This is a genomic window from Rhizobacter sp. SG703, assembly GCF_012275445.1.
GTDB lineage: Bacteria > Pseudomonadota > Gammaproteobacteria > Burkholderiales > Burkholderiaceae_C > Rhizobacter.
This window is the reverse complement of sequence record NZ_JAAZQK010000007.1, coordinates 360,856-381,398: the sequence shown is the minus strand read 5'-3', so window position 1 is coordinate 381,398 and position 20,543 is coordinate 360,856. Positions and strand designations below refer to the sequence as shown.

The following is a 20,543-nucleotide window of genomic DNA, read 5'->3' as shown; positions in this document are numbered from 1 at the left end:
GCGCTCATCCAGGGTCTCGGGGAAACGAATTACTTGCCGCCCGCCTTCGACGCGGCCGATGCGGCCGGCTTCGCCGCGCGCGGGCCCGCCGCCGGTGCCGAGGCCGGCGCCCCGGCCGCCGACACGCCGAGCGCCGACGAGATGCTGGAATCGAGCGCCTTCAGCTTCGGGTCCACCGACGCGCCGGCGTCGGCGACCAGCTTCTGCACGAACCTGTCGCTGATCTCGGGCATCGCCTGCTGGAACTTCTTGAAGGCCGGGTTCTCGAGCGTCGCGACCAGTTGCTTCAACTCGTCTTCGGTGAAGCGTTCGTCCAGCATGCCGGCGAGCGTCGTCTGGCTCAGCGCCAGCGCGCGTTCCTTGACCAGCGGCACCGCTTCGCCCAGGTACTTGCGCACGGCGGCCTGCACCTGGGTCCACATCGCTTCGCGCTTGTCGGCCGGCACCCGCTGCTGCAGGTACTGCTGCGCGGCGTTCGTCAGCTGCATTGCCGGGCGCTCGGCCACCTCGCGGGCGGTGTTCTCGAGTGCCGGCTGCTGCAGCGTCAGCACGCGCTGCACCAGGGCCTTCTTCGCGGGGCTGGAGGGCGCGGCCGGCGCGGAGGCTGCCGCCGGCGATGCCGGCGCGGCCGGGGTCGACTGGGCCCAGGCGCCCAGCGTGGTGCTGCCCAGCAGCGCGATCGTGATCAGGTGGTGTCGCATCAGGCTTCCCCTTCCGTCGGGGCATCGCCCGTTCCATCGCCGGAGGCATCCCCGGCGTCGTTTCCATCGGTGCTGTCTGTGTTGGCATCGTTCTCGACGATGCGCTGCAGGCCGCTCAGTTTCGATCCGCCGTCGAGCGCGATCAGCGTGACGCCCTGCGTCGCGCGGCCCAGCTCGCGGATCTCGGAGACGCGGGTGCGCACCAGCACGCCCTTGTCGGTGATCAGCATGATCTCGTCGTCCGGCCGCACCAGCGTCGCGGCGACGATCTTGCCGTTGCGCTCGGTCTGCTGGATCGCGATCATCCCCTTCGTGCCGCGGCCGTGGCGGGTGTATTCGACGATGCTGGTGCGTTTGCCGTAGCCGTTCTCGCTGGCGGTCAGCACGCTCTGCGTCTCGTCTTCGGCCACCAGCATCGCGATCACGCTCTGGCCGTCGTCGAGCATCATGCCGCGCACGCCGCGGGCGCCGCGGCCCATCGCGCGCACGTCGTCTTCGTCGAAGCGCACCGCCTTGCCGCCGTCGCTGAACAGCATCACGTCGTGCTTGCCGTCGGTCAGCGCGGCGCCGATCAGGAAGTCGCCCTCGTCCAGGTCGACCGCGATGATGCCGGCCTTGCGCGGGTTGCTGAACTCGTCGAGCGCGGTCTTCTTCACCACGCCCTGCGCGGTCGACATGAACACGAAGTGATCGGCCGGGAAGCTGCGGAAGCCGTCGGTCAGCGGCAGCACCACGTTGACCTTCTCGCCCTGCTGCAGCGGGAACATGTTGACGATCGGCTTGCCGCGCGAATTGCGCGAGCCCTGCGGCACCTCCCAGACCTTCAGCCAGTAGACGCGGCCGCGGTTGGTGAAGCACAGGATGTAGTCGTGCGTGTTCGCGATGAAGAGCTGGTCGATCCAGTCGTCTTCCTTGGTCTGCGTGGCCTGCTTGCCGCGGCCGCCGCGCTTCTGTGCGCGGTACTCGGACAGCGCCTGGCTCTTGATGTAGCCGGTGTGCGAGAGCGTCACGACCATGTCGGTCGGCGTGATCAGGTCTTCGGTGCCGAGGTCTTGCGCGTTGTGCTCGATCTGGCTGCGGCGCGCGCCGAGCTTGGTCTGGCCGAATTCGAGCTTGATCGCGGTCAGCTCTTCCGAAATGATCGTCGTCACGCGCGACGGCGTCGCGAGGATGTTCAGCAGGTCGGCGATCTCCGCCATCACCTCCTTGTATTCACCGACGATCTTGTCCTGCTCGAGGCCGGTCAGGCGCTGCAGGCGCATCTGCAGGATCTCGCCGGCCTGGTCGTCGGAGAGGCGGTACAGGCCGTCGGCCTGCATGCCGTACTGGCGCGGCAGGCCTTCGGGGCGGTAGGCGTCGCGGCCGCCCGGGGTCTCGCCTTCGGCGCGCGAGAGCATGTCGCGCACCAGCGAGGAATCCCACGACTTGCTCATCAGCGCGGCCTTCGCGACCGGCGGGGTCGGCGAGGTCTTGATGGTCTCGATGAATTCGTCGATGTTGGCCAGCGCGACCGCCAGGCCTTCGAGCACGTGGCCGCGCTCGCGCGCCTTGCGCAGCTCGAACACCGTGCGGCGGGTCACGACCTCGCGGCGGTGCTCGAGGAAGATGCTGACCAGGTCCTTGATGTTGCAGAGCTTCGGCTGGCCGTCGATCAGCGCCACCATGTTGATGCCGAAGGTGTCCTGCAGCTGGGTCTGCTTGTAGAGGTTGTTCAGCACGACCTCGGGCACTTCGCCGCGTTTCAGCTCGATCACGACGCGCATGCCCGACTTGTCGGACTCGTCCTGGATGTGGCTGATGCCTTCGATCTTCTTCTCGTGGACCAGCTCGGCCATGCGCTCGAGCAGGGTCTTCTTGTTCACCTGGTACGGGATCTCGTCGACGATGATCGACTGGCGCGAGCCTTTGTCGATGTCTTCGAAATGGCACTTCGCCCGCATCACCACCTTGCCGCGGCCGGTGCGGTAGCCGTCGCGCACGCCGCTGGTGCCGTAGATGATGCCGGCGGTGGGGAAGTCGGGCGCCGGAATGATCTCGATCAGCTCGTCGATCGTCGCTTCGGGGTTCTTCAGCAGGTGCAGGCAGCCGTCGATCACCTCGTTCAGGTTGTGCGGCGGGATGTTGGTGGCCATGCCCACCGCGATGCCGCCGGAGCCGTTCACCAGCAGGTTCGGCATCCGCGTGGGCATCACCAGCGGCTCTTTCTCGGAGCCGTCGTAGTTCGGGCCGAAGTCGACGGTTTCCTTGTCGAGGTCGGCCAGCAGTTCGTGGGCGATCTTCGACAGGCGGATTTCGGTGTAGCGCATCGCCGCGGCGTTGTCGCCGTCGACCGAGCCGAAGTTGCCCTGGCCGTCGACCAGCATGTGGCGCATCGAGAAGTCCTGCGCCATCCGCACGATGGTGTCGTAGACCGACTGGTCGCCGTGCGGGTGGTACTTGCCGATCACGTCGCCGACGATGCGGGCCGACTTCTTGTACGGCCGGTTCCAGTCGTTGTTCAGCTCGTGCATCGCGAACAGCGCGCGACGGTGGACGGGCTTCAGGCCGTCGCGAGCATCGGGCAGTGCGCGCCCGACGATCACGCTCATCGCGTAGTCGAGGTACGAGCGGCGCATTTCCTCTTCGAGGCTGATCGGCAGGGTTTCCTTGGCGAACTGGGTCATTCGAGGTCGTCGGCGGAGCCGGTGAAGACGGGCGCTGGCGGGCCCGTGAGCGCAATCCGCGATTCTAGTTCGCGGCCGTTGTAGTGCTCGCGCAACATCTGCTTCGACTCTCGTAGGACGAAGCCGCGACACCGGGCCAAAATCCAGGCCGTCAGAGGCCCTATGGCACAATCAGTCGACGGTGGTGAGCGCTCGGGACCGAGGGTTTCGCCGTACCTTTCCGATTCCGGTTTGGACGTTTTGCAGGCCATCTGCGACATTCCTCAAGAGGAGAATCATGAAGAAACTGAATAAAGTGGCATCGCTCTTCGCAACCGCCGCGCTGGCCGCATCAGCGTCTGTTGCGTTCGCCCAATCCAACGGGGCTGACAACTGGGTGAACAGCACCGGCATCCCCTGGAAGAACGGTTCCAACGAACTGTGCTGGCGCGATGCCAACTGGACGCCGGCCACGGCCAACCAGGCGTGCGACGGCGCACTGAAGCCGGCACCGGCGCCGGCGCCGGTTGCACAGGCCCCGGCTCCCGCCCCGGCCCCGGTGGCTCCGGCCCCGGTCGCACCGCCCGCACCGGTCGTCGTTCCGGTCGCTCCGGTCTCCGAGAAGGTCACCTTCGCTGCCGACGCCTTCTATGACTTCGGCAAGTCGACGCTGAAGCCGGAAGCCAAGTCCAAGCTGGACGACCTGGTCAGCAAGACCTCGGGCGTGAACCTCGAAGTCATCATCGCCGTCGGCCACACCGACGCGATCGGTGGCGACGCCGCCAACCAGAAGCTGTCGGTCGCTCGTGCCGAGTCGGTCAAGACCTACCTGGTCAGCAAGGGCATCGAGAAGAACCGCGTGTACACCGAAGGCAAGGGCAAGAAGCAGCCTGTCGCCGACAACAAGACCGCCGAAGGCCGCGCGAAGAATCGCCGCGTCGAAATCGAAGTGGTTGGTACGCGCAACAAGTGATCGGCCTCGGCTGATGCACGACAAACCCCGCCTCGGCGGGGTTTTTTGTTTTTGCGCCCGCTACTTGCGGGGTATCCTGCGCCCCCCGATATGCCAGCCATGGCATGCCAAACTGACGGCCACATGATCAACGCCGACCCTCAAGAGCTCGCCAAATTCAGCGACCTGGCTCATCGCTGGTGGGACCCCGACAGCGAGTTCCGCCCGCTGCACCAGATCAATCCGCTGCGGCTCGACTGGATCGACCGGCTCGCCGCGCTGAAAGGCAAGCGCGTTCTCGACGTCGGTTGCGGCGGCGGCATCCTGGCCGATTCGATGGCCCGCAAGGGCGCCGACGTGCTCGGCATCGACCTCGCCGGCAAGGCGCTGAAGGTGGCGCAGCTGCACGCAATGGAAGCCGGTACCACCGGCGTCGAATACCGCGAGGTCTCGGCCGAGGCGCTGGCCGCCGAAGCGCCGGGGCAGTTCGACGTGGTCACCTGCATGGAGATGATGGAGCACGTGCCCGATCCGTCGTCGATCGTGCAGGCCTGCGCGACGCTCGCGAAGCCCGGCGGCTGGGTGTTCTTCTCGACGATCAACCGCAACGCGAAGGCCTTCATGTTCGCGATCGTCGGTGCGGAGTATTTGCTGAAGCTGCTGCCGCAGGGCACGCACGAGTACGCGCGCTTCATCAAGCCGAGCGAGCTAGCGCAATGGGCGCGCAGCGCCGGGCTGGCGCTGGAAGGCACGCGCGGCATGGAATACAACCCGCTGACCGGCCGCTACTGGCTGTCGGCGGATACCAGCGTGAACTACCTGTTCGCCTGCAGGAAGCCGCTGTGAGCCTGCGCGTGAAGGCGGTGCTGTTCGACCTGGACGGCACGCTGATCGACAGCGCGCCCGACCTGGCCGGCACCGCGAACGACATGCGCGCCACGCGCGGCCTGCCGGCGCTGCCGTTCGAGCAGTTCCGGCCGATGGTCGGCTCGGGCGCACGCGGGATGATCGGCGTGGCGCTCGGCATCACGCCGGCCGAGGGCAGCTTCATTGCATTGCGCGACGAGTTCTTCGACCGCTACGAGGTGCGGATGACGCAGCACACGCGGCCGTTCGACGCGGTGCCGGCGATGCTGGACGCGATCGAGGCGGGCGGGCTGCGCTGGGGCATCGTCACCAACAAGGCGAAGCGCTTCACGAACCCGCTGGTGAAGGCGCTCGGGCTCGACTTGCGCGCCGGCGCGGTGGTGAGTGGCGACACGACGCCGCATTCGAAGCCGCACCCGGCGCCGCTGCTGGAGGCGGCGCGGCAGATGGGCGTCGCGGTGCAGGAGTGCGTGTACGTCGGCGATGACCTGCGCGATGTGCAGGCGGGGCACGCGGCCGGGATGGCGACGGTGGCTGCGGCCTGGGGCTACCTGGGTGTCGGCGAGCCGGTGGCGGCGTGGGGCGCGCAGCATGTGGTTCATTCGCCCGATGAGCTCTTGAAGCTGCTGGCGATGGCCTAAACTACGACCCTCTGGGGCCGACCTGGTTTCGACGTAGGTTCGGATTCGGAGCGGGGCATGTCGAGCACCAGTTCGCTCGTAAATCCACTGGATCGCACTTAACTGCGAACGACGAAAAGTTTGCCCTGGCGGCGTAAGCCAAAACGGGTTGAACTACCCCCCGCCGCGTAATACCGGCGGGCTTCGCAACAGCACGTCCATGGGCTGGGCTTGAGGGGCAACCCAAGAGCTGCGAAGTCATTCACATGGAATCGCTCTAAACCGGGTCACTCGGTTCAAGGGCTAAATCAAGTGACTCGGGATGAGGGTAGCGTGCTGCTGCGCGACCCCTGTCCTCAAAAACAAATCAGTCAGCTACACATGTAGATCTGCCCGGAAAAGGCTTGCGGACGGGGGTTCGATTCCCCCCGGCTCCACCAGTACAAGGTCCACCGAGGACCGCGATGTTGCAAAAAGCCCTGGCGCCTCGCGCTCCAGGGCTTTTTTGTTGCGCATGCCTCGCCACCTTCGACATCGCGCTGGCCGCGGCCTGAGGCGTGCCGTCCGCCGGAGACAATCGCCGCCATGAAGATGCTCACTCGCGGACTGGCAACGACGATCCTGCTGGCCCTGCCCCTTTTCGCCGTGGCCCAGCGCTTCACCGAGGCGCGGATGCTGAAGGAGCCTTGGATCGGCGGCGCGTCGGTCGGATCCCTCAGCCTGTCTCCCGATGGCCGCTACGCCGCCGGTATCGCCTACAGCGGCAACACCACTGCCGCCGTGTTGATCGACACCGCGGAAACCAACGCCGCCAAGCCCCGGTTGCTGGCCAAGCCCGAGCGCGACTCGCGCTACGTTTTCGGCCAGATCCCGATCGCGATCCACTGGGTGGCCAACGACCTGCTCGTGATCGACTACAACAACAAGCAGTCGGTCTCGGTCGACCTGTCCGGCAAGCCGGTCGTCTCGCTCGGCGAGCGCTTCATCCGGCGCATGGGCACCGAAGGACCGCTGGCCGAATCGGTGCTGGTCTACCGCGACGAGGAAGACGGCGACATGGACCTGGTGAACGCGCGCACCGGCAGCCGACACAAGTTCCGCCTGTCGGTGCCCGGCAAGCCGATGGCCTGGGCGTTCGACGAATCCGGCGAGCTGCGTGCGGTGACGATGATCGATTCGAGCCGCTGGTCCAACACATCGAAGATCAGCAGCTGGTACCGCCACGCCTCGACGCAGGAGTGGCAACTCCTGCAGGAATGGCCGGCCAGCGCGTTCAACGAGGTCTGGTACCCGCTTCGCGTGCTGCCGCAGGCCGACACGCTGGCGGTGCTGTCGCGCCAAGGGCGCGACACCTGGGCGGTGTTCAAGTACGACGCCGTGTCGCGCCAGCATGGCGAGGTGATGGCCGCTCATGCGCAGCAAGACATCCTGCGCACCGAAGCGCTCGACGACCAGAACCTCGAACGCCTGGTCACCGGCGGCATGCGCCCGCACACCTTCTGGCTCGAACCGCGCTGGGCCGGCCTGCAGGCCGGCATCGACGCCGCGCTGCCGGATCGCACCAACGTGCTGGAAGGCGACAAGAACGGGCTCGTGCTGGTCACGTCTTTCGGCGACGTCGATCCCGGTCGCTGGTTCATCCTGGACACCCGCACCGCCCGACTCCGCGAGATCGCATCGGCCATGCCGCTGATCAACCCGGCTCGCATGCGCCCGAAGCAGGTGATGCAGTACGCGGCACGCGACGGCCTGAGCATTCCGGCCTACCTCACGCGGCCGGTCGGCTTCGACGACCAGCCTGCACCCACCGTCGTCCTGATCCACGGCGGACCGAACGTGCGCGACCGGTGGGACTGGGACGAAGAGGTCCAGATGCTCGCGAAGGCCGGCTATGTGGTCTTCCAGCCGCAGTTTCGCGGATCGTCCGGGTTCGGCCGCCGCTTCGAGGAGGCCGGCCATCGCCAGTGGGGCCTGCGCATGCAGGACGACATCACCGACGGCGTCCTGCACCTCATCAAGGAGCACATCGCCGACCCGGCACGGGTGTGCATCGTGGGCGCCAGCTACGGGGGTTACGCGGCGATGTGGGGCGCCATCAAGACGCCCGAGCTGTACCGGTGCGGCGTGAGCTTCGCGGGCGTCAGCGACCTTGCGGACATGCTGTCCAACGGACTGCGGGACGACTCGACCCCGTTCTCGCGCGCACTGATGCGCGCGCGCGTCGGCGACCCCGACAAGGACCGCAGCGCGTTGGACGAGGTCTCGCCGCTCAAGCACGCGGATCGCGTGCGCATCCCGTTGCTCATCGCCCATGGGGAAGAAGATCGGCGCGTGCTGCCATCGCAAAGCAAGACGATGGTGGCGGCGCTGCAGCAGGGCGGCCATCCGGTGGAATGGATGTCCTTCGAAGACGAAGGCCATGGCCTCGCGTGGACCAAGTCCCGCGTGCGTTACTTCACTGCCCTTCTCAACTTCCTCGATCGCCACCTCGCCTCGGAGCCTGGACCGGCACCCTGATTCCGCGCGATCCTGGCGCTGCCGGAGGGGTCACGCGCCCGACGCCTGGTTGACCGCGATCGACGCGTGGAACAGCGCCTTCAGCGCGGCGGCGTCCGGCTTGTCGCCCTCGTGGAAGTCGATCGCGCGCCGGACGTTGCCGTCGAGGCTCGAGTTGAAGAGGCCCTTCGGGTCGGGCACCGAGGCGCCTTTCGCGAACGTCAGCTTCACCGCCTTCTTGTAGGTCTCGCCGGTGCAGATCAGCCCGTGGTGCGACCAGGCGGCGGTGCCCCACTTCCATTCCTCGGTGACGCCGGGGTCGGCGGCGAGGATCAGCGCGCGCAGCGTGGCGAGCATCTCGCCGCGCCAGTCGGCCAGGCCGTCGATCTTCTGGTCGATGAGTTCGGAAGGAGTGGGCATCGCGGTCCTCGGCTCGATTCGGAAGGCCGGCATCGTACCGCCTAGACTGCGCGGATGATGAACACCAACGACGATTGGGCCACCCCGTTCGAACGGGGCAACGGCAACCAGACCACGACCTGGCGCGCGTGCATCGATTTCCACCAGCGGCTGGCCGCGACCTTCGGCGCCTGGCTGCGCTTCGAGGAGGCGGGCCGATCGGACGGCGGCGTGCCGATCCATGTCGGCGTGTTCTCGAACGACGGTGTCTTCGACCCGCAGGCGGTGAAGGCCGCCGGCCGGCCGGTGTTCTTCAACAACAACGGCATCCACCCCGGCGAGCCCGAAGGCATCGACGCCTGCATGGCGCTGCTGCGCGACCTGTGCCTCGACCCGGCGCGGCGCGCGGCCCTCGGGCGCACGGTGCTGCTCTACATCCCGCTCTACAACGTCGACGGCGCGCTGAACCGGCAGGACACCAGCCGCGTCAACCAGAACGGCCCCGAAGCCTTCGGATTCCGCGGCAACGCGCGCCACCTCGACCTGAACCGCGATTTCGTCAAGGCCGACAGCCTGAACACCCGCACGTTCGCGCAGGTGTTCACCCGCTGGGATCCGGACGTGATGGTCGACACCCACACATCGAACGGCGCCGACTACCAGCATGTGGTGACGCTGATCGCGACGCAACCCGACAAGCTCGGCGGCCGCACCGGCGAACACCTGCGCGACGCGATGCTGCCGGCGTTGTATGCCGACATGGACCAGCGGGGCTTCCCGATGTGCCCGTACGTGAACACCATCGACGAGATTCCGGACGACGGCATCGCCGATTTCCTCGACTCGCCGCGCTTCTCGACCGGCTACGCAGCGCTGCACCACACGATCGGCTTCATGCCCGAGACGCACATGCTGAAGGCGTTCGACGCGCGCTACCACGGCACGCGAGCGCTGGTGGACGCGGCGCTGGCGCACACCGTCGCGCACGGCGACGCAATCCGCGCCGCGCGGGCCGCTGACCGCGCGGCGATTGCGGGCGGCGCGCCGGTCGCGCTCGACTGGACGCTCGACCGGCAGCGCAGCCGGCCGTTCCGCTTCAGCGGGTTCACCGCGGTGCGCGAGCCGAGCCGCCTCGGCCATTACCAGCGGCTGCGCTACGACCGCGCTGCGCCGTGGGTGAAGGACATCCCGTACTTCGACCGCTACCAGGCCACCGTCAACACGGTGCCGCCGCGCGCCTACCTGCTGCCGCAGGCCTGGCACGACGTCGTGCTGCGCCTGCAGGCGCATGGGCTGCCGCTGCAGCGTGCACGGCGCGCGGGCCGCGCGGCGGCCGAGGCCTGCCGCATCGAACGCTTCGAGAAGCGGCGGCTGCCCTTCGAAGGCCGCCACCTGCACGAGCTGCTGGAGACCCGCACCGACGCCTGCGTCGCCGACGTGGCCGAGGGCGACTGGCTGCTGCCGCTCGGCGGGCCGCACGACCGCTTCGCGATCGAGGTGCTGGAGCCGCTCGGCATCGACAGCCTGTTCCGCTGGGGCTTCTTCGACAGCGTGCTCGACAAGAAGGAAAGCTTCAGCGACTACGTGTTCGAGGACGAAGCCGCGCAGCTGCTCGACACCGAACCCGGCCTGCGCGACCGCTTCGAGGCCTGGCAGGCGGCGCACCCGGAACTGCTGGGCGATCCGCAGGCGGTGCTCGGCTTCATCTTCTTCAATGCGCAACGCCACGCGGAGCCCGAGTGGCGGCGGTATCCCGTGCTGCGGCTGCTCGAGTTGCCCGACGCGTCGTTGACCGCGCCGTGTTGACGCAGCGCCTGCTCGACGCTTGCGGCGCGCGGATCAGGGCGCCGGCGTCAGCACGAACGCATGCTGCTGTCCGCCGATGCTGCCGGTGCCGGCGATCTGGCCGGCGTCGTTCAGGTAGACGTTGTCCGGGTTGATGTTCGACAAGCCCGGCACGACGGTGTTCAGGTTGACCATCGTGCCGTTGGCGTAGAAGAACGGCTGCTTCGCGCCGCTGGCGAGCGTCGAGTTGCCGACCGCCTGCCCCAGCGCGTTGACCGCCGTCGCGACGCTCGAGGTGCCGCCCAGCGTGCCCATGTCGATCATCTGCGTGCCGTCGTGGATGAACGCATGCGTCTGGTTGGCCGCGGTGCGCGCGGAGCCGACGACATGCCCGTGGCGGTTGATCGCCTTGCCCAGGCTGCTGCTGCCGCCCAGCGTGCCGAGGTCGACCATGCCCTGCGGGCCGCGCAGGAAGGCATGGCCGATGCCGGCAGCGGTGGCGCTGCTGCCGGTCACCTGGCCGGCGTCATTGACGGCAAAGGCGTTGCAGAAGCTGCCGCCCAGCGTCCCCGGGTCGACCAGGCCGCCGCCGCTCGACAAGAAGCAGCGCGCCTTGCCGGCGGTGTCGTAGGCCGACCCGACGACGAGGCCGCCTTGGTTGATGGCGTACGCATAGCTGTAGAGGCCGCCGTAGGTGCCGAGGTCCAGCATGCCCGACGCGGTGGCGAGGAAGGCGTGCTCCTTCTCGTCCGGCGTGCGGGCGAAGCCGATCACCTGGCCGCTGTCGTTGACGCCCGCGACGGTGCTGAAGCTGCCGCCGAAGGTGCCGAGGTCGATGGCGTTGCCGGCCGACATCAGCGTGGCGTCGAGCCGCGTGCCGTCGAGGCTGGCGACGTTGCCGGCGACCGTGCCGCTCGCGCTGACGGCGATGGCGCGCCCAGGGCGCGAGCTCAGCTGCAGCACCACGCCGGCATTCCAGATCGCCGGGTACGGCGTGCCGTCGGCCGCTTCGGCCAGGCCGACGACCTGACCGGCATTGTTGAGGCCGTTGGCCGCGCTGGAGGCCCCACCCAGCGTGCCCAGGTCGGTCAGCACCCAGCCGGCGGCCGGTGCCGATGCGGCCGCCAGCAGCGAAACCAGGCCGCCCAGCGCCGCGCGCAGCAGTGTCATCTTGCTCATGCGAGTCCTCCCCGTTGAAAGGCCGTCATTGTCGACCGCGGGGCGTCGCCGTTGTCAAGCCCGGCGCGCCCACGGCGCGAGCCAGGCGAGCCAGCGAGGACGCCATGCCAGCGTCAGTGCCACCAGCAGCGCGGATGCGGCGAGCGACATCACCCACACCAGCACCGCCATCGTCGCGTGGTCGGCCACGAGGCAGGCGACCAGCGAGGCGAGCAGTGCCGCGCTGCCCAGCACCCGCAGCGCGGTGGCCGTGCGGCGGCCCGGCCCGGTCGCGCTGCCGTGCGCCTGTTGCCAGTGCACCTCCATCGCGAGCGCCAGCCACGCGATGCCACCGGCGCTGAACAGCAGCGCGGCGGCCAGCAGCAGGGCCTCAGGCATTCGCGGCCTCCGCGGCGTCGACGGTCGACGCCGCCGGGTCGCTCTTGGCGATGGCCGCGCCCGCGCGGCGGCGCAGCGCCAGCGCCGCCGCGCCGGCGATCATGCCGACGACCAGCAGCGCGAGGTCGAGCCCCGCCACCGGCCAGAAGCGTTCGGCGAGCGTCCTGACCAGGTGATCGCCGGTGGTGATCCAGTTCAGCGCGACCGCGGCGAACGCGAGCGCGGCCACGGCGCTGCACTGCTCGGCCCACGCCGGCGACAGCCGTGCGTCGCGCACCGGCGCGCTGCGCCACAGCGCATGCGCGGCCGCGAGCACCCAGGCGCCCCAGAAGGCTGCCTTCTCCCAGTCGCCGCGCTGCGCCAGGTCAGTGGGCAGCAGCCGGTTCGCGACCAGGATCGCGAGCGTCGCGACCAGCATGCCGGTCACCGTGGCCACCGCCACCGCATCGGCCCAGCGTGCGCCGCCGGTGCCGGCCTTCGCATGCTGGCGTTTGCGCTTCTCGACGAAGAAGATGAAGCCGGTCGCGATGCAGGCGCAGCCGCACAGCCCGCCGAACACGTAGAACCAGCGCAGCAGCCAGTGCTCGAAATGCTGCAGGTGCAGGCCGGTCAGGAAGTCGTTGACGCTGGCCACCGCGCTGGGCGATGGTTCTTCGAGCAGCACGCGGCCGGTGCTGCCCTCGAAGTGGATCGGCTGGCCGACCAGCGTCACCCGGTCGCTGCCGGCGCGGTACAGCGTGACGGTGCTGTTGCGGTCGCCGACGTGGTTCACGTAGAGGTAGCCGACCTCGCCCGGCATGCCGCGTGCGGCCCAGAGGCGCTTCGCCTCGACCACCATCGCATCGACCGATGCGAGCGGCGCCTGCACGCCGGCCGGCTTGAACGGCAGGCCCTTGGCCGCCGCGTCGGCCATCGCGGCCGCGACCGCCTGCGGTTTCAGCAGCGTCTCGGAGACCGGCAGGTAGATGCTCGCGAACACCGTCAGCCCGGTCAGCGCGAACATGAAGTGGAAGGGCAGCGCGACCACGCCGGTCAGGTTGTGCAGGTCGAGCGTGCTGCGCTGCACGTGCTTGCGCGGGCGGAAGGTGAACAGCTCGCGGAACAGCCGGCGGTGGATCACCACGCCCGACACCAGCGCCGCCAACATCACCAGCGCCGCGAAGCCGACGATCCAGTACCCGAGGTCCTTCCAGGCCAGGTTCAGCCCGTAGTGCATCGGGTAGAAGAACTCGCTGCCGATCTTCAACTGGTCGTCGGGCAGCAGCCGGCCGTTGCGCGGGTCGAGGGTCGCGTGGCCGTGCACATGGTCGTCGGGATCGGCCGGATTGTTCGGCACCGCGTACTCGGCGTACAGCGAGAGCACCGGGTCGCGGTGCGTGGTGTAGGCGCCCCAGTTCATCGGCGCGAGCGTCGCCGGCAGCAGGCCCTTCACGCGCGCTGCGGCGGCCTTCAGTTCGTCGGGCTCGGGCGCCATGCGCGCGAAGATCGGCGCGAGCATCGTGTCGAACGACGGCATCGGCTGCGGCGCGAAGCGCGTCTCGGGAATGGCCCAGCGGTCGATCTCGCGGTCGAACACCGACAGCGAGCCGAAGAAGAACACGACGATGAGCACGTAGCCGAGCACCAGGCCGAACCAGGTGTGCAGCCAGGTCATCGACAGGCGGAAGGTGGAGAACATCGCGCGATTCCTCAGGCTCTTCAGACGGCCTGCAGCCGGGCCATCCACCAGCCGAGCCCGGTCATCGCCGCGCCGCCGCCGAGCAGCACGAGCCAGACGCGGGCGATGCTGGTGGCCGCGAACGACCAGCAGAACACGACCAGGTAGACGAGGAAGGCCACCAGGTACAGCAGCGTCTGCGCGTCGGCATACGGCATGCCGGCGGCGAGTGCCAGCGCGATGCCCAGCACCACGAAGCCCCAGGTGAACGACCAGCCGCCGAGCACGCCGGCGGCGACGCGGGAGACGATCTGGAGTGTGCGCATCGGCCCGGACTGTTGAGAATGATTCTCAACATTATCCATGAAGAACGGCGCCCTCCCGGGCGCCGCGCTGCCGACTACTTGAACTGATAGCTCACCGACGCGTAGTAGAAGCGCCCACGCGGGTCGGTGAACGACGCCGCGTAGCCGGTGGCATGCGAGCCGTACGACGCCACCGCGGTGAACGGCGGCTCTTCGTCGAACAGGTTGCGCACGCCCAGGCGCACCGAGAAGTCCTTCAACCCGTTGTAGACGCCCGACAGGTTCCAGCGGCTCGAGTCCTTCACGTGGTACTCCTGGTGCACGCCGACGTTGGCGTCGACCAGGTCGGCCGACTCGGTCCAGCCCTTCACGAACACGTTCTCCAGCGTCGCGCCCCAGCTGTCCCGCTGCAGGTCGATGCTGAACGAATGCTGCCAGCGCGGGTGCGGCTGCACGCTGCCGCCGTCGCCGGCGGTGCCGGCGTAGTCGGTCATCGGGCCGTCCTTGTAGGCCTGGCGCTTCCAGCTGTCGACGTAGGTGCCGTTCAGTGCCACCGTCAGCTTGCCGACCGACGGCAGCGCCCAGCGCGTCGTCACGTCGAGGTCGATGCCCGAGGTGCGCAGGTCACCGAGGTTCTCGACCGGCGTGTCGATGTAGCTGATGAAGCCGTCGGCGGTGCGGTGGATGCGGTTGCCGAACTTCGCCAGCAGCCCCGGCTCGGTCAGGATCGCGTCGCCGGTGACTACGCTGATCTGGTCCGTCTTCTTGATCAGCCACCAGTCGAGCGAGGTCGACAGCCACTTCACCGGCTCCAGCACGATGCCGGCCGAGAACTGCTTCGACTTCTCGGCCTTCAGGTCGCTCGACGACGAGAAGCGCTCGTTGAACTGGCTTTCGCAGCGCTCGTCGCCGGCGATCGGGCAGTTCGGATCGCTCAGCGAGTTGGCCGTGTTGGTCATCGACGGCGGGCTGTTCACGTCCCACAGCGACGGTGCGCGAAAGCCGGTGCCGGCCGAGGTGCGCAGCAGCACCTCGCGCGCCGGCTGCCAGCGCAGGCTCGCGCGCGGGTTGAAGCTGGAGCCGAAGTCGCTGTAGCGGTCGTAGCGGGCCGCGAGCCCGGCTTCCCAGCCGGTCGCGAACGGCGCGGTGACTTCGGTGAACACCGCGACCACGTTGCGGCTCGCGCGCGTCTCGGGCACCGTGCCTTCGCCGCCGATGTGCAGGCCCTGCCGGTAGTCGTCGTTGACCGGCGTGTCCTTGGCCTGCTCGTGGCGGATGTCGAAACCGAAGGCGGCCGCCAGCGGGCCGCCCGGCAGCGCGAAGAACTCGCGGCTCGCCTTGCCGTCGAGCACGGTGGTGGTGCTGGTCGATTCGCGCATCTTGCCTTCGAGCAGCGTCGAGCGCAGCAGCGCCTCGCCGGCCGCGTCGCTGGGGCCGAACGGGTTGATCTGCCCGGTGGCCAGCGCGGCGATGAACTTCGGCTCGCTGATGTAGCCGGAGTAGCTGAGCGTGCCCATGGCGCGCGCCACGGTCAGCGCCGAGTCGTAGTCCCAGCCCTGCGCCGTGCCCTTGACGCCGGCCACCGCGCGGACCTGCTCGTTGAGGTTGTCGTTGATGCGGTTGCCCACCGGCACGGCCCGCATCGAGACCTCGGCCTTGCCGTTGGCCGGCGCGGCGTAGCCCAGCGTCGCCAGCAGCGCGGCCGGGTAGTACGGGCTGGTGATCGGAATCGAGAAGCTCGGGTAGGTGGCGGTGTCGGGGTTCAGGTGCCCCGCGGTGGAGTCGATCGGCACCGGCGCGATGCGTCCGATGTTGTGATTGCGTGCATACGAGGCTTCGGCGAAGAGCTCGTTCTGCGGATCCAGGCGCAGCGTGAAGCGTCCGAACAGGTCGCCCTTGGTCTGGTCGGGCAGGTTGTCGAGCGTGGCCGAGTAGATGAAGCGGCAGGCCTGCTTCGGCTGGCCGTTCGGCGTGGTGCCTGCGGTGGTGACGACGGTGAACTTCGGATCGCAGGGCGCGAAGTTCGGGTCGTCGAAGCCGTTGGTGCCGCGGTAGGCGCCGGGGCTGATGCCGAAGTCGACCAGCCGGCCGGGGAAGCCGCGCCCCGAGGTCGGCGGCGCCGAGCCCGGAACCTCGGTGGTGCCGCGGTTGTAGTAGCCCTGGTCGATCGCGCGGATGCGGGTGTTGTCCTGGTAGTTCGCGGTGAACAGGACGTTGTAGCCGTCGCTCGACAGGTCGCCCTGGCCGTAGGCGAGGCTCAGCCCGCTTTCCCGGCCACCGACGTTGGCCTGCGTATCGCCGTAGCGCACCGTCAGCTGGCCGCTGGTGTAGTCGCGGCGCGTGATGAAGTTGATGACGCCGCCGACCGCATCGGTGCCGTACACCGCCGATGCACCATCGCGCAGCACCTCGATGCGCTCCAGCGCGGCGAACGGGATGCTGTTCAGGTCGACCGACACCGTGCCGCCGATGCTGCCGAACGGGTGGTTCGCAAGCCGCCGGCCGTTCAACAGCACCAGCGTCGAGTTGGCTCCCAGACCGCGCATGTTGGCGTTCGAGGTCGCGTAGCCCGCGCCCTGCGTGGTGTCCGACTGCAGCCCGGTGCTGGCCGACACCCGCTGCAGCAGCGCCTCGACATTGGTCGCGCCGCTGCGTTCGATCTGCTCCTTCGTGATGACGGTCACCGGCAGCGCTGTCTCGGATTCGACACGCCGGATCGACGAGCCGGTGATTTCGACGCGTTCCAGCCGCTGTTGCGTCGTGCCTTGCGTGGTGCCCTGCGCCGCGTCCTGCGCCGCGGCCTGCTGGGCGCTGCCCAAGGCCATGCCGCCGCTGAAAGCCAACGCGATGGCGCGATGGATCCTGGTTGTTCTCTGCATGCGATCCTCCCTCCCTGACGGGATGGCGAGCGGTGAAAGGAATCCGCGCGCCGTGCTCAAGGGCGCCCGGCGGTGCCGGCGGGCGCCGGACCGGACAGAATCGTGTTCGAGAGCAAGAAGAAGACCAACTGCGACGCACCATGTCGCTTCGTTGCGTCGGTACCGCGCAACCGCACCGGTCTCGACGCCGTCCTGCTGCGTCTGAACCGGGTGCTCGCCGCGACGCGGCCGCGACGGCGGCGCCGGATGCTGCGGTAGGCTCGTGGCATGGACGAACTGCGAGCGTTGTCGACTTTCGTGCGGGTGGCCGAGCTGGGCAGCTTCAACCAGGCCGCGCAGGCGCAGGCCACGACGCCGCAGGCGGTCAGCAAGACCATCCGCCAGCTCGAGCAGCACCTGGGCGTGCGGCTGTTCCACCGCACGACGCGCAAGAACTCGCTGACCGAAGAAGGCGAGCGGTTGCTGCATTCGGCGCGGCCGAACCTCGACGGGCTGGTCGATGCGCTGACGCGCGCGCGCAGCGCCGCGCGCAACGACGAAGGGCTGGTGCGGGTCAGCGCCGCCGGCGCGACGGCGCGCAAGGTGCTGGTGCCGATGCTGGCGGATTTCCAGGCGCAGCACCCGGCGATCCAGATCGACCTGTTGCTCGAAGACCGGTTCACCGACCTGGTCGGCGAGCGCATCGACGTCGGCTTTCGTGCCGGCAGTCCGCCCGACGCGCAGGTCATCGCGCGCCGGCTGTTCACCGTCCAGCAGATCGCCTGCGCGTCGCCGGCCTACCTGGCGCAGCACCCGGCGCCCCAGCAGCTGCAGGACCTGCTGCAGCACCGCTGCACCGCGTACCGCCAGCCGGGCACCGGCCGGCCGATGCCCTGGGAGTTCGAGGTCGACGGCAGCACGGTGTTCCAGCACGTGACGGCGGTGCTGTGCAGCAGCGAACCCGAGGCCGACTGCTTGGCGGTGCTGGCCGGCATCGGCCTCGGGCAGGTCGACAGCATCAACGCCGCGGCCGCGTTGCGCGACGGCCGGCTGGTGCCGGTGCTGACGGAGCACGTCAGCGAGCGCATGGGGCTCTACCTGTACTACGCGCAGCGCGCCGACATGCCGGGCCGCGTGCGCCGCTTCATCGACTTCAGCACCGCGTGGCTGCGCGACAGCCGGCAGTTCTCGATCGCGCCGGCCGAACTGCGTTCGCTGGCGCGGCGCGTGCGCAGGGCACGCCGCTGATTCGAAACCGAGGGTTGTCAAAGTAACGGCTTTGGCGGACTACCCAGGTTGGGACTCGATTCCTACAGTGCGGTCCATGCGTCGCCGTCGCGGCGCCCAACCCAAGGACGAATCCCATGACCATCGCCTCGAACCCCTTCGCTTCCCAACTGGCCGGCCGCGTTGCGGTCGTTACCGGCGCCTCGAGCGGCATCGGCCGCGCCTCGGCGCTTCTGCTCGCCGCGCGCGGCGCCAGGGTGGCCGTGATGGCACGCCGCCAGCAGGCCCTCGACGGGCTGGTGGCCGAGATCGCCGCGGCCGGTGGCGAGGCCATCGCGGTGCCGGTCGACGTGACCGACCAGGCCTCGGTGGCGGCGGCCGCGGCGCGCGTCGCATCGACCTGGGGCCGGGCCGACCTCGTCTTCAACAATGCCGGCGTGATGCTGCCGGGCGCAATCGACGACGGAAAGCTCGGCGAGTGGGAACAGCAGATCGACCTGAACGTGACCGGCGTGATGCGCGTGATCCACGCCTTCGTGCCGCAGCTGGTGCAGGCCGCGGCCGAAGGCGCGACGGTCGACCTGGTCAACACCTCGTCGATCGCCGGCCAGTACCTCTACCCGTACTTCGCGGTCTACACCGCGACCAAGGCCTACGTGAGCCACCTGACGCGGCACCTGCGCATCGAGCTCGGGCCGAAGAACATCCGGGTGTCGATGATCGAGCCGGGCATCGTCGCGACCGAACTGCAGGGCCACGTGACCTTCCAGGGCGCGAAGGACTGGCTGGCCGGTGCCGAGAAGACGATGGAGTTCCTGCAGCCGGAGAACGTGGCGGAGAGCGTCGGCTTCATCGTTGCGCAGCCGAAGCACGTGAACCTGCAGCAGGTGGTGATCATGCCGACGAAGCAGGGGATCTGAATGGCCTGAAAATGGCCCGATGAAAATTCCCGCCCGCCTGCAGAACCTGGTTGCCGAAGGCTTGGTCGACAGCGTCGTCCGCCAGCTCAAGAGTGGCAAGGAGGCCGATGTGTACGTCGTGCGCTGCGGCGACGAGACCTGCGCCGCCAAGATCTACAAGGAGGCGCACAAGCGCAGCTTCCGGCAGGCGGTGGATTACACCGAGAACCGCAAGGTGCGCAACAGCCGCCAGGCGCGGGCGATGGCCAAGGGCACGGCGTTCGGCCGCGAGCAGCAGGAGGCTGCGTGGCAGAGCGCCGAGGTCGACGCGTTGTACCGGCTGGCGGCAGCGGGTGTGCGCGTGCCGAAGCCGCACAATTTTCTTGATGGCGTGCTGCTGATGGAACTGGTGGCCGACGAGCGGGGCGATGCCGCGCCGCGGCTGAACGACCTGCAGTTCACCGAGGCGCTGGCGTTGCAGCACCATGCGAGCTTGATCGGCGAGGTGGTGCGCATGCTGTGCGCCGGCGTGATCCACGGCGACCTGTCGGAGTTCAACATCCTGCTGGCCGCCGACGGCCCGGTGATCATCGACCTGCCGCAGGCGGTGGACGCCGCCGGCAACAACCACGCGCCGCGCATGCTGATGCGCGATGTCGACAACCTGCGCAACTTCTTCGGCCGGTTCGCGCCGCGCCTGCTGGGCACGCAGTACGGGCCGGAGATGTGGTCGCTGTATGCCGGTGGGCTGCTCGCGCCGGGCGTCGCGCTGACCGGCCGCTATGAGCAGCGCGCCGGTGCGGTCGATTTGTCGGGCGTACTGCGCGAGATCGAGGATGCACGGCTGGAAGAAGCGGCGCGCGCACTGCGGATGAGTGCCCCATGAGCGCCGACCCGCGTCGCCACAGCCCTGCCGCCGAGCGCAACCGTGCGGCGATCCTGGCCGAGCTGCAACGCCTGCTGCTGCCGCACGGGCTGTTGCTGGAGATCGCCAGCGGCACCGGCCAGCATGCGGCGCATTGCGCGCCGGGGCTACCGGGCTGGCAGTGGCAGCCGAGCGATTTCAATGCCGAGACGCTGCCGTCGATCGGCAGGTGGTGTGCGGGGATCGACAACGTGCGCACGCCGCTGCAACTCGATGTGCTGTCGCCCGAGTGGCCGGGCGTGCCGGCGCAGGTCGACGCCGTCTACTGCGCCAACATGATCCATGCCGCGCCGTGGGCATGCTGTGGCGGGCTGATGCATGGCGCGGCGCGGCACCTGTCGCCGCGGGGTGTGCTGATCACCTACGGGCCGTACCTCGAAGATGGCGTGCCGACATCGCCGGGCAACCTGGGCTTCGATGTCGACCTGCGCATGCGCAACGCCGGCTGGGGCCTGCGCCGTCGCGAGGACGTCGAGCACGAGGCGGCGCAGGCCGGGCTGGTGCTGCGGGAGCGGGTGGCGATGCCGACCAACAACCTTCTGTTGGTTTGGGGTTTTGCTGGTTGAGCTTGGGTGTCTTGAGGTGCAAAGGCGCGGGTGGGGAGGCTGTGGCGCGCCGTCGGGGGCGGTCATCGACCCTGGCGGGGCCGATGA

At 68.8% G+C, this 20,543-nt stretch carries 18 protein-coding genes and 1 other RNA gene; 11 read left to right on the top strand and 8 right to left on the bottom strand.

Annotated elements, in window-relative coordinates:
- Positions 1-29: 29 nt before the first annotated feature.
- Positions 30-701, bottom strand: a complete 672-nt coding sequence (locus tag FHT26_RS17270) for a DUF2059 domain-containing protein (protein ID WP_168561341.1) — start codon at positions 699-701, stop codon at positions 30-32.
- Entirely contained in the window at positions 701-3,364 is a 2,664-nt protein-coding gene (gene gyrA, locus FHT26_RS17265; RefSeq protein WP_168561340.1) for a DNA gyrase subunit A, read from the bottom strand. The genes FHT26_RS17270 and gyrA overlap by 1 nt, the downstream gene beginning before the upstream one ends.
- Positions 3,365-3,641: 277 nt before the next feature.
- On the opposite strand from gyrA, the gene ompA reads away from it, so the two are divergent.
- From ompA to FHT26_RS17240, 5 genes are all read left to right on the top strand, one after another.
- Positions 3,642-4,316, top strand: coding sequence for an outer membrane protein OmpA (ompA, locus tag FHT26_RS17260; RefSeq protein WP_056812545.1), 675 nt, complete (start codon positions 3,642-3,644; stop codon positions 4,314-4,316).
- Between the two features lie 99 nt (positions 4,317-4,415).
- Positions 4,416-5,141: a bifunctional 2-polyprenyl-6-hydroxyphenol methylase/3-demethylubiquinol 3-O-methyltransferase UbiG gene (gene ubiG, locus FHT26_RS17255; RefSeq protein ID WP_246867942.1), complete on the top strand. Its 726-nt coding sequence runs from the start codon at positions 4,416-4,418 to the stop codon at positions 5,139-5,141.
- Positions 5,138-5,803: a phosphoglycolate phosphatase gene (gene gph, locus FHT26_RS17250; RefSeq protein WP_168561339.1), complete on the top strand. Its 666-nt coding sequence runs from the start codon at positions 5,138-5,140 to the stop codon at positions 5,801-5,803. The genes ubiG and gph overlap by 4 nt, the downstream gene beginning before the upstream one ends.
- Before the next feature lie 13 nt (positions 5,804-5,816).
- Positions 5,817-6,222, top strand: a transfer-messenger RNA (tmRNA) gene (gene ssrA / locus FHT26_RS17245).
- Positions 6,223-6,367: 145 nt separating this feature from the next.
- The gene (locus FHT26_RS17240; RefSeq protein WP_168561338.1) at positions 6,368-8,299 is read left to right on the top strand and encodes a S9 family peptidase; all 1,932 of its coding nucleotides are present in this window, start codon (positions 6,368-6,370) and stop codon (positions 8,297-8,299) included.
- Positions 8,300-8,329: 30 nt separating this feature from the next.
- Here the strand turns inward: FHT26_RS17240 and FHT26_RS17235 are convergent, their stop codons facing one another.
- Positions 8,330-8,698, bottom strand: coding sequence for a DUF1801 domain-containing protein (locus FHT26_RS17235; protein ID WP_246867941.1), 369 nt, complete (start codon positions 8,696-8,698; stop codon positions 8,330-8,332).
- A 57-nt stretch (positions 8,699-8,755) separates the two neighbouring features.
- Between FHT26_RS17235 and FHT26_RS17230 the strand changes: the two genes are divergently transcribed.
- Positions 8,756-10,483, top strand: a complete 1,728-nt coding sequence (locus FHT26_RS17230) for a M14 family zinc carboxypeptidase (RefSeq protein ID WP_168561336.1) — start codon at positions 8,756-8,758, stop codon at positions 10,481-10,483.
- Positions 10,484-10,516: 33 nt separating this feature from the next.
- Here FHT26_RS17230 and FHT26_RS17225 read toward each other — a convergent pair whose 3' ends face one another.
- The 5 genes from FHT26_RS17225 to FHT26_RS17205 all read right to left on the bottom strand — a co-directional run bounded on the left by FHT26_RS17225 (position 10,517) and on the right by FHT26_RS17205 (position 16,860).
- Positions 10,517-11,641: an HAF repeat-containing protein gene (locus FHT26_RS17225; RefSeq protein ID WP_168561335.1), complete on the bottom strand. Its 1,125-nt coding sequence runs from the start codon at positions 11,639-11,641 to the stop codon at positions 10,517-10,519.
- Between the two features lie 54 nt (positions 11,642-11,695).
- A complete protein-coding gene (locus tag FHT26_RS17220; RefSeq protein WP_168561334.1) occupies positions 11,696-12,019 on the bottom strand; it encodes a DUF3325 domain-containing protein in 324 nt (107 codons plus the stop codon).
- Positions 12,012-13,697 carry a PepSY-associated TM helix domain-containing protein gene (locus FHT26_RS17215; RefSeq protein ID WP_168561333.1) on the bottom strand — a complete coding sequence of 562 codons (1,686 nt, stop codon included), beginning with the start codon at positions 13,695-13,697 and terminating at the stop codon, positions 12,012-12,014. The genes FHT26_RS17220 and FHT26_RS17215 overlap by 8 nt, the downstream gene beginning before the upstream one ends.
- A gap of 20 nt (positions 13,698-13,717) precedes the next feature.
- Positions 13,718-14,002: an iron uptake protein gene (locus FHT26_RS17210; protein ID WP_168561332.1), complete on the bottom strand. Its 285-nt coding sequence runs from the start codon at positions 14,000-14,002 to the stop codon at positions 13,718-13,720.
- A 74-nt stretch (positions 14,003-14,076) separates the two neighbouring features.
- Positions 14,077-16,860, bottom strand: coding sequence for a TonB-dependent receptor (locus FHT26_RS17205; RefSeq protein ID WP_168561331.1), 2,784 nt, complete (start codon positions 16,858-16,860; stop codon positions 14,077-14,079).
- A gap of 102 nt (positions 16,861-16,962) precedes the next feature.
- Here FHT26_RS17205 and FHT26_RS17200 point away from each other — a divergent pair, with 102 nt between their 5' ends.
- From FHT26_RS17200 to FHT26_RS17180, 5 genes are all read left to right on the top strand, one after another.
- Positions 16,963-17,118 (top strand): hypothetical protein, encoded by a 156-nt coding sequence (locus tag FHT26_RS17200; protein WP_168561330.1) that lies wholly within the window; start codon positions 16,963-16,965, stop codon positions 17,116-17,118.
- Between the two features lie 9 nt (positions 17,119-17,127).
- Positions 17,128-18,087, top strand: coding sequence for a LysR family transcriptional regulator (locus tag FHT26_RS17195; protein WP_168561329.1), 960 nt, complete (start codon positions 17,128-17,130; stop codon positions 18,085-18,087).
- 116 nt (positions 18,088-18,203) lie between these two features.
- Entirely contained in the window at positions 18,204-18,986 is a 783-nt protein-coding gene (locus tag FHT26_RS17190; RefSeq protein WP_168561328.1) for an SDR family oxidoreductase, read from the top strand.
- Positions 18,987-19,005: 19 nt separating this feature from the next.
- Positions 19,006-19,851: a PA4780 family RIO1-like protein kinase gene (locus FHT26_RS17185; RefSeq protein WP_168561327.1), complete on the top strand. Its 846-nt coding sequence runs from the start codon at positions 19,006-19,008 to the stop codon at positions 19,849-19,851.
- On the top strand, positions 19,848-20,456 hold the full coding sequence (locus FHT26_RS17180) for a DUF938 domain-containing protein (protein WP_168561326.1): 609 nt from the start codon (positions 19,848-19,850) through the stop codon (positions 20,454-20,456). The genes FHT26_RS17185 and FHT26_RS17180 overlap by 4 nt, the downstream gene beginning before the upstream one ends.
- The last annotated feature ends 87 nt before the right edge of the window (positions 20,457-20,543 follow it).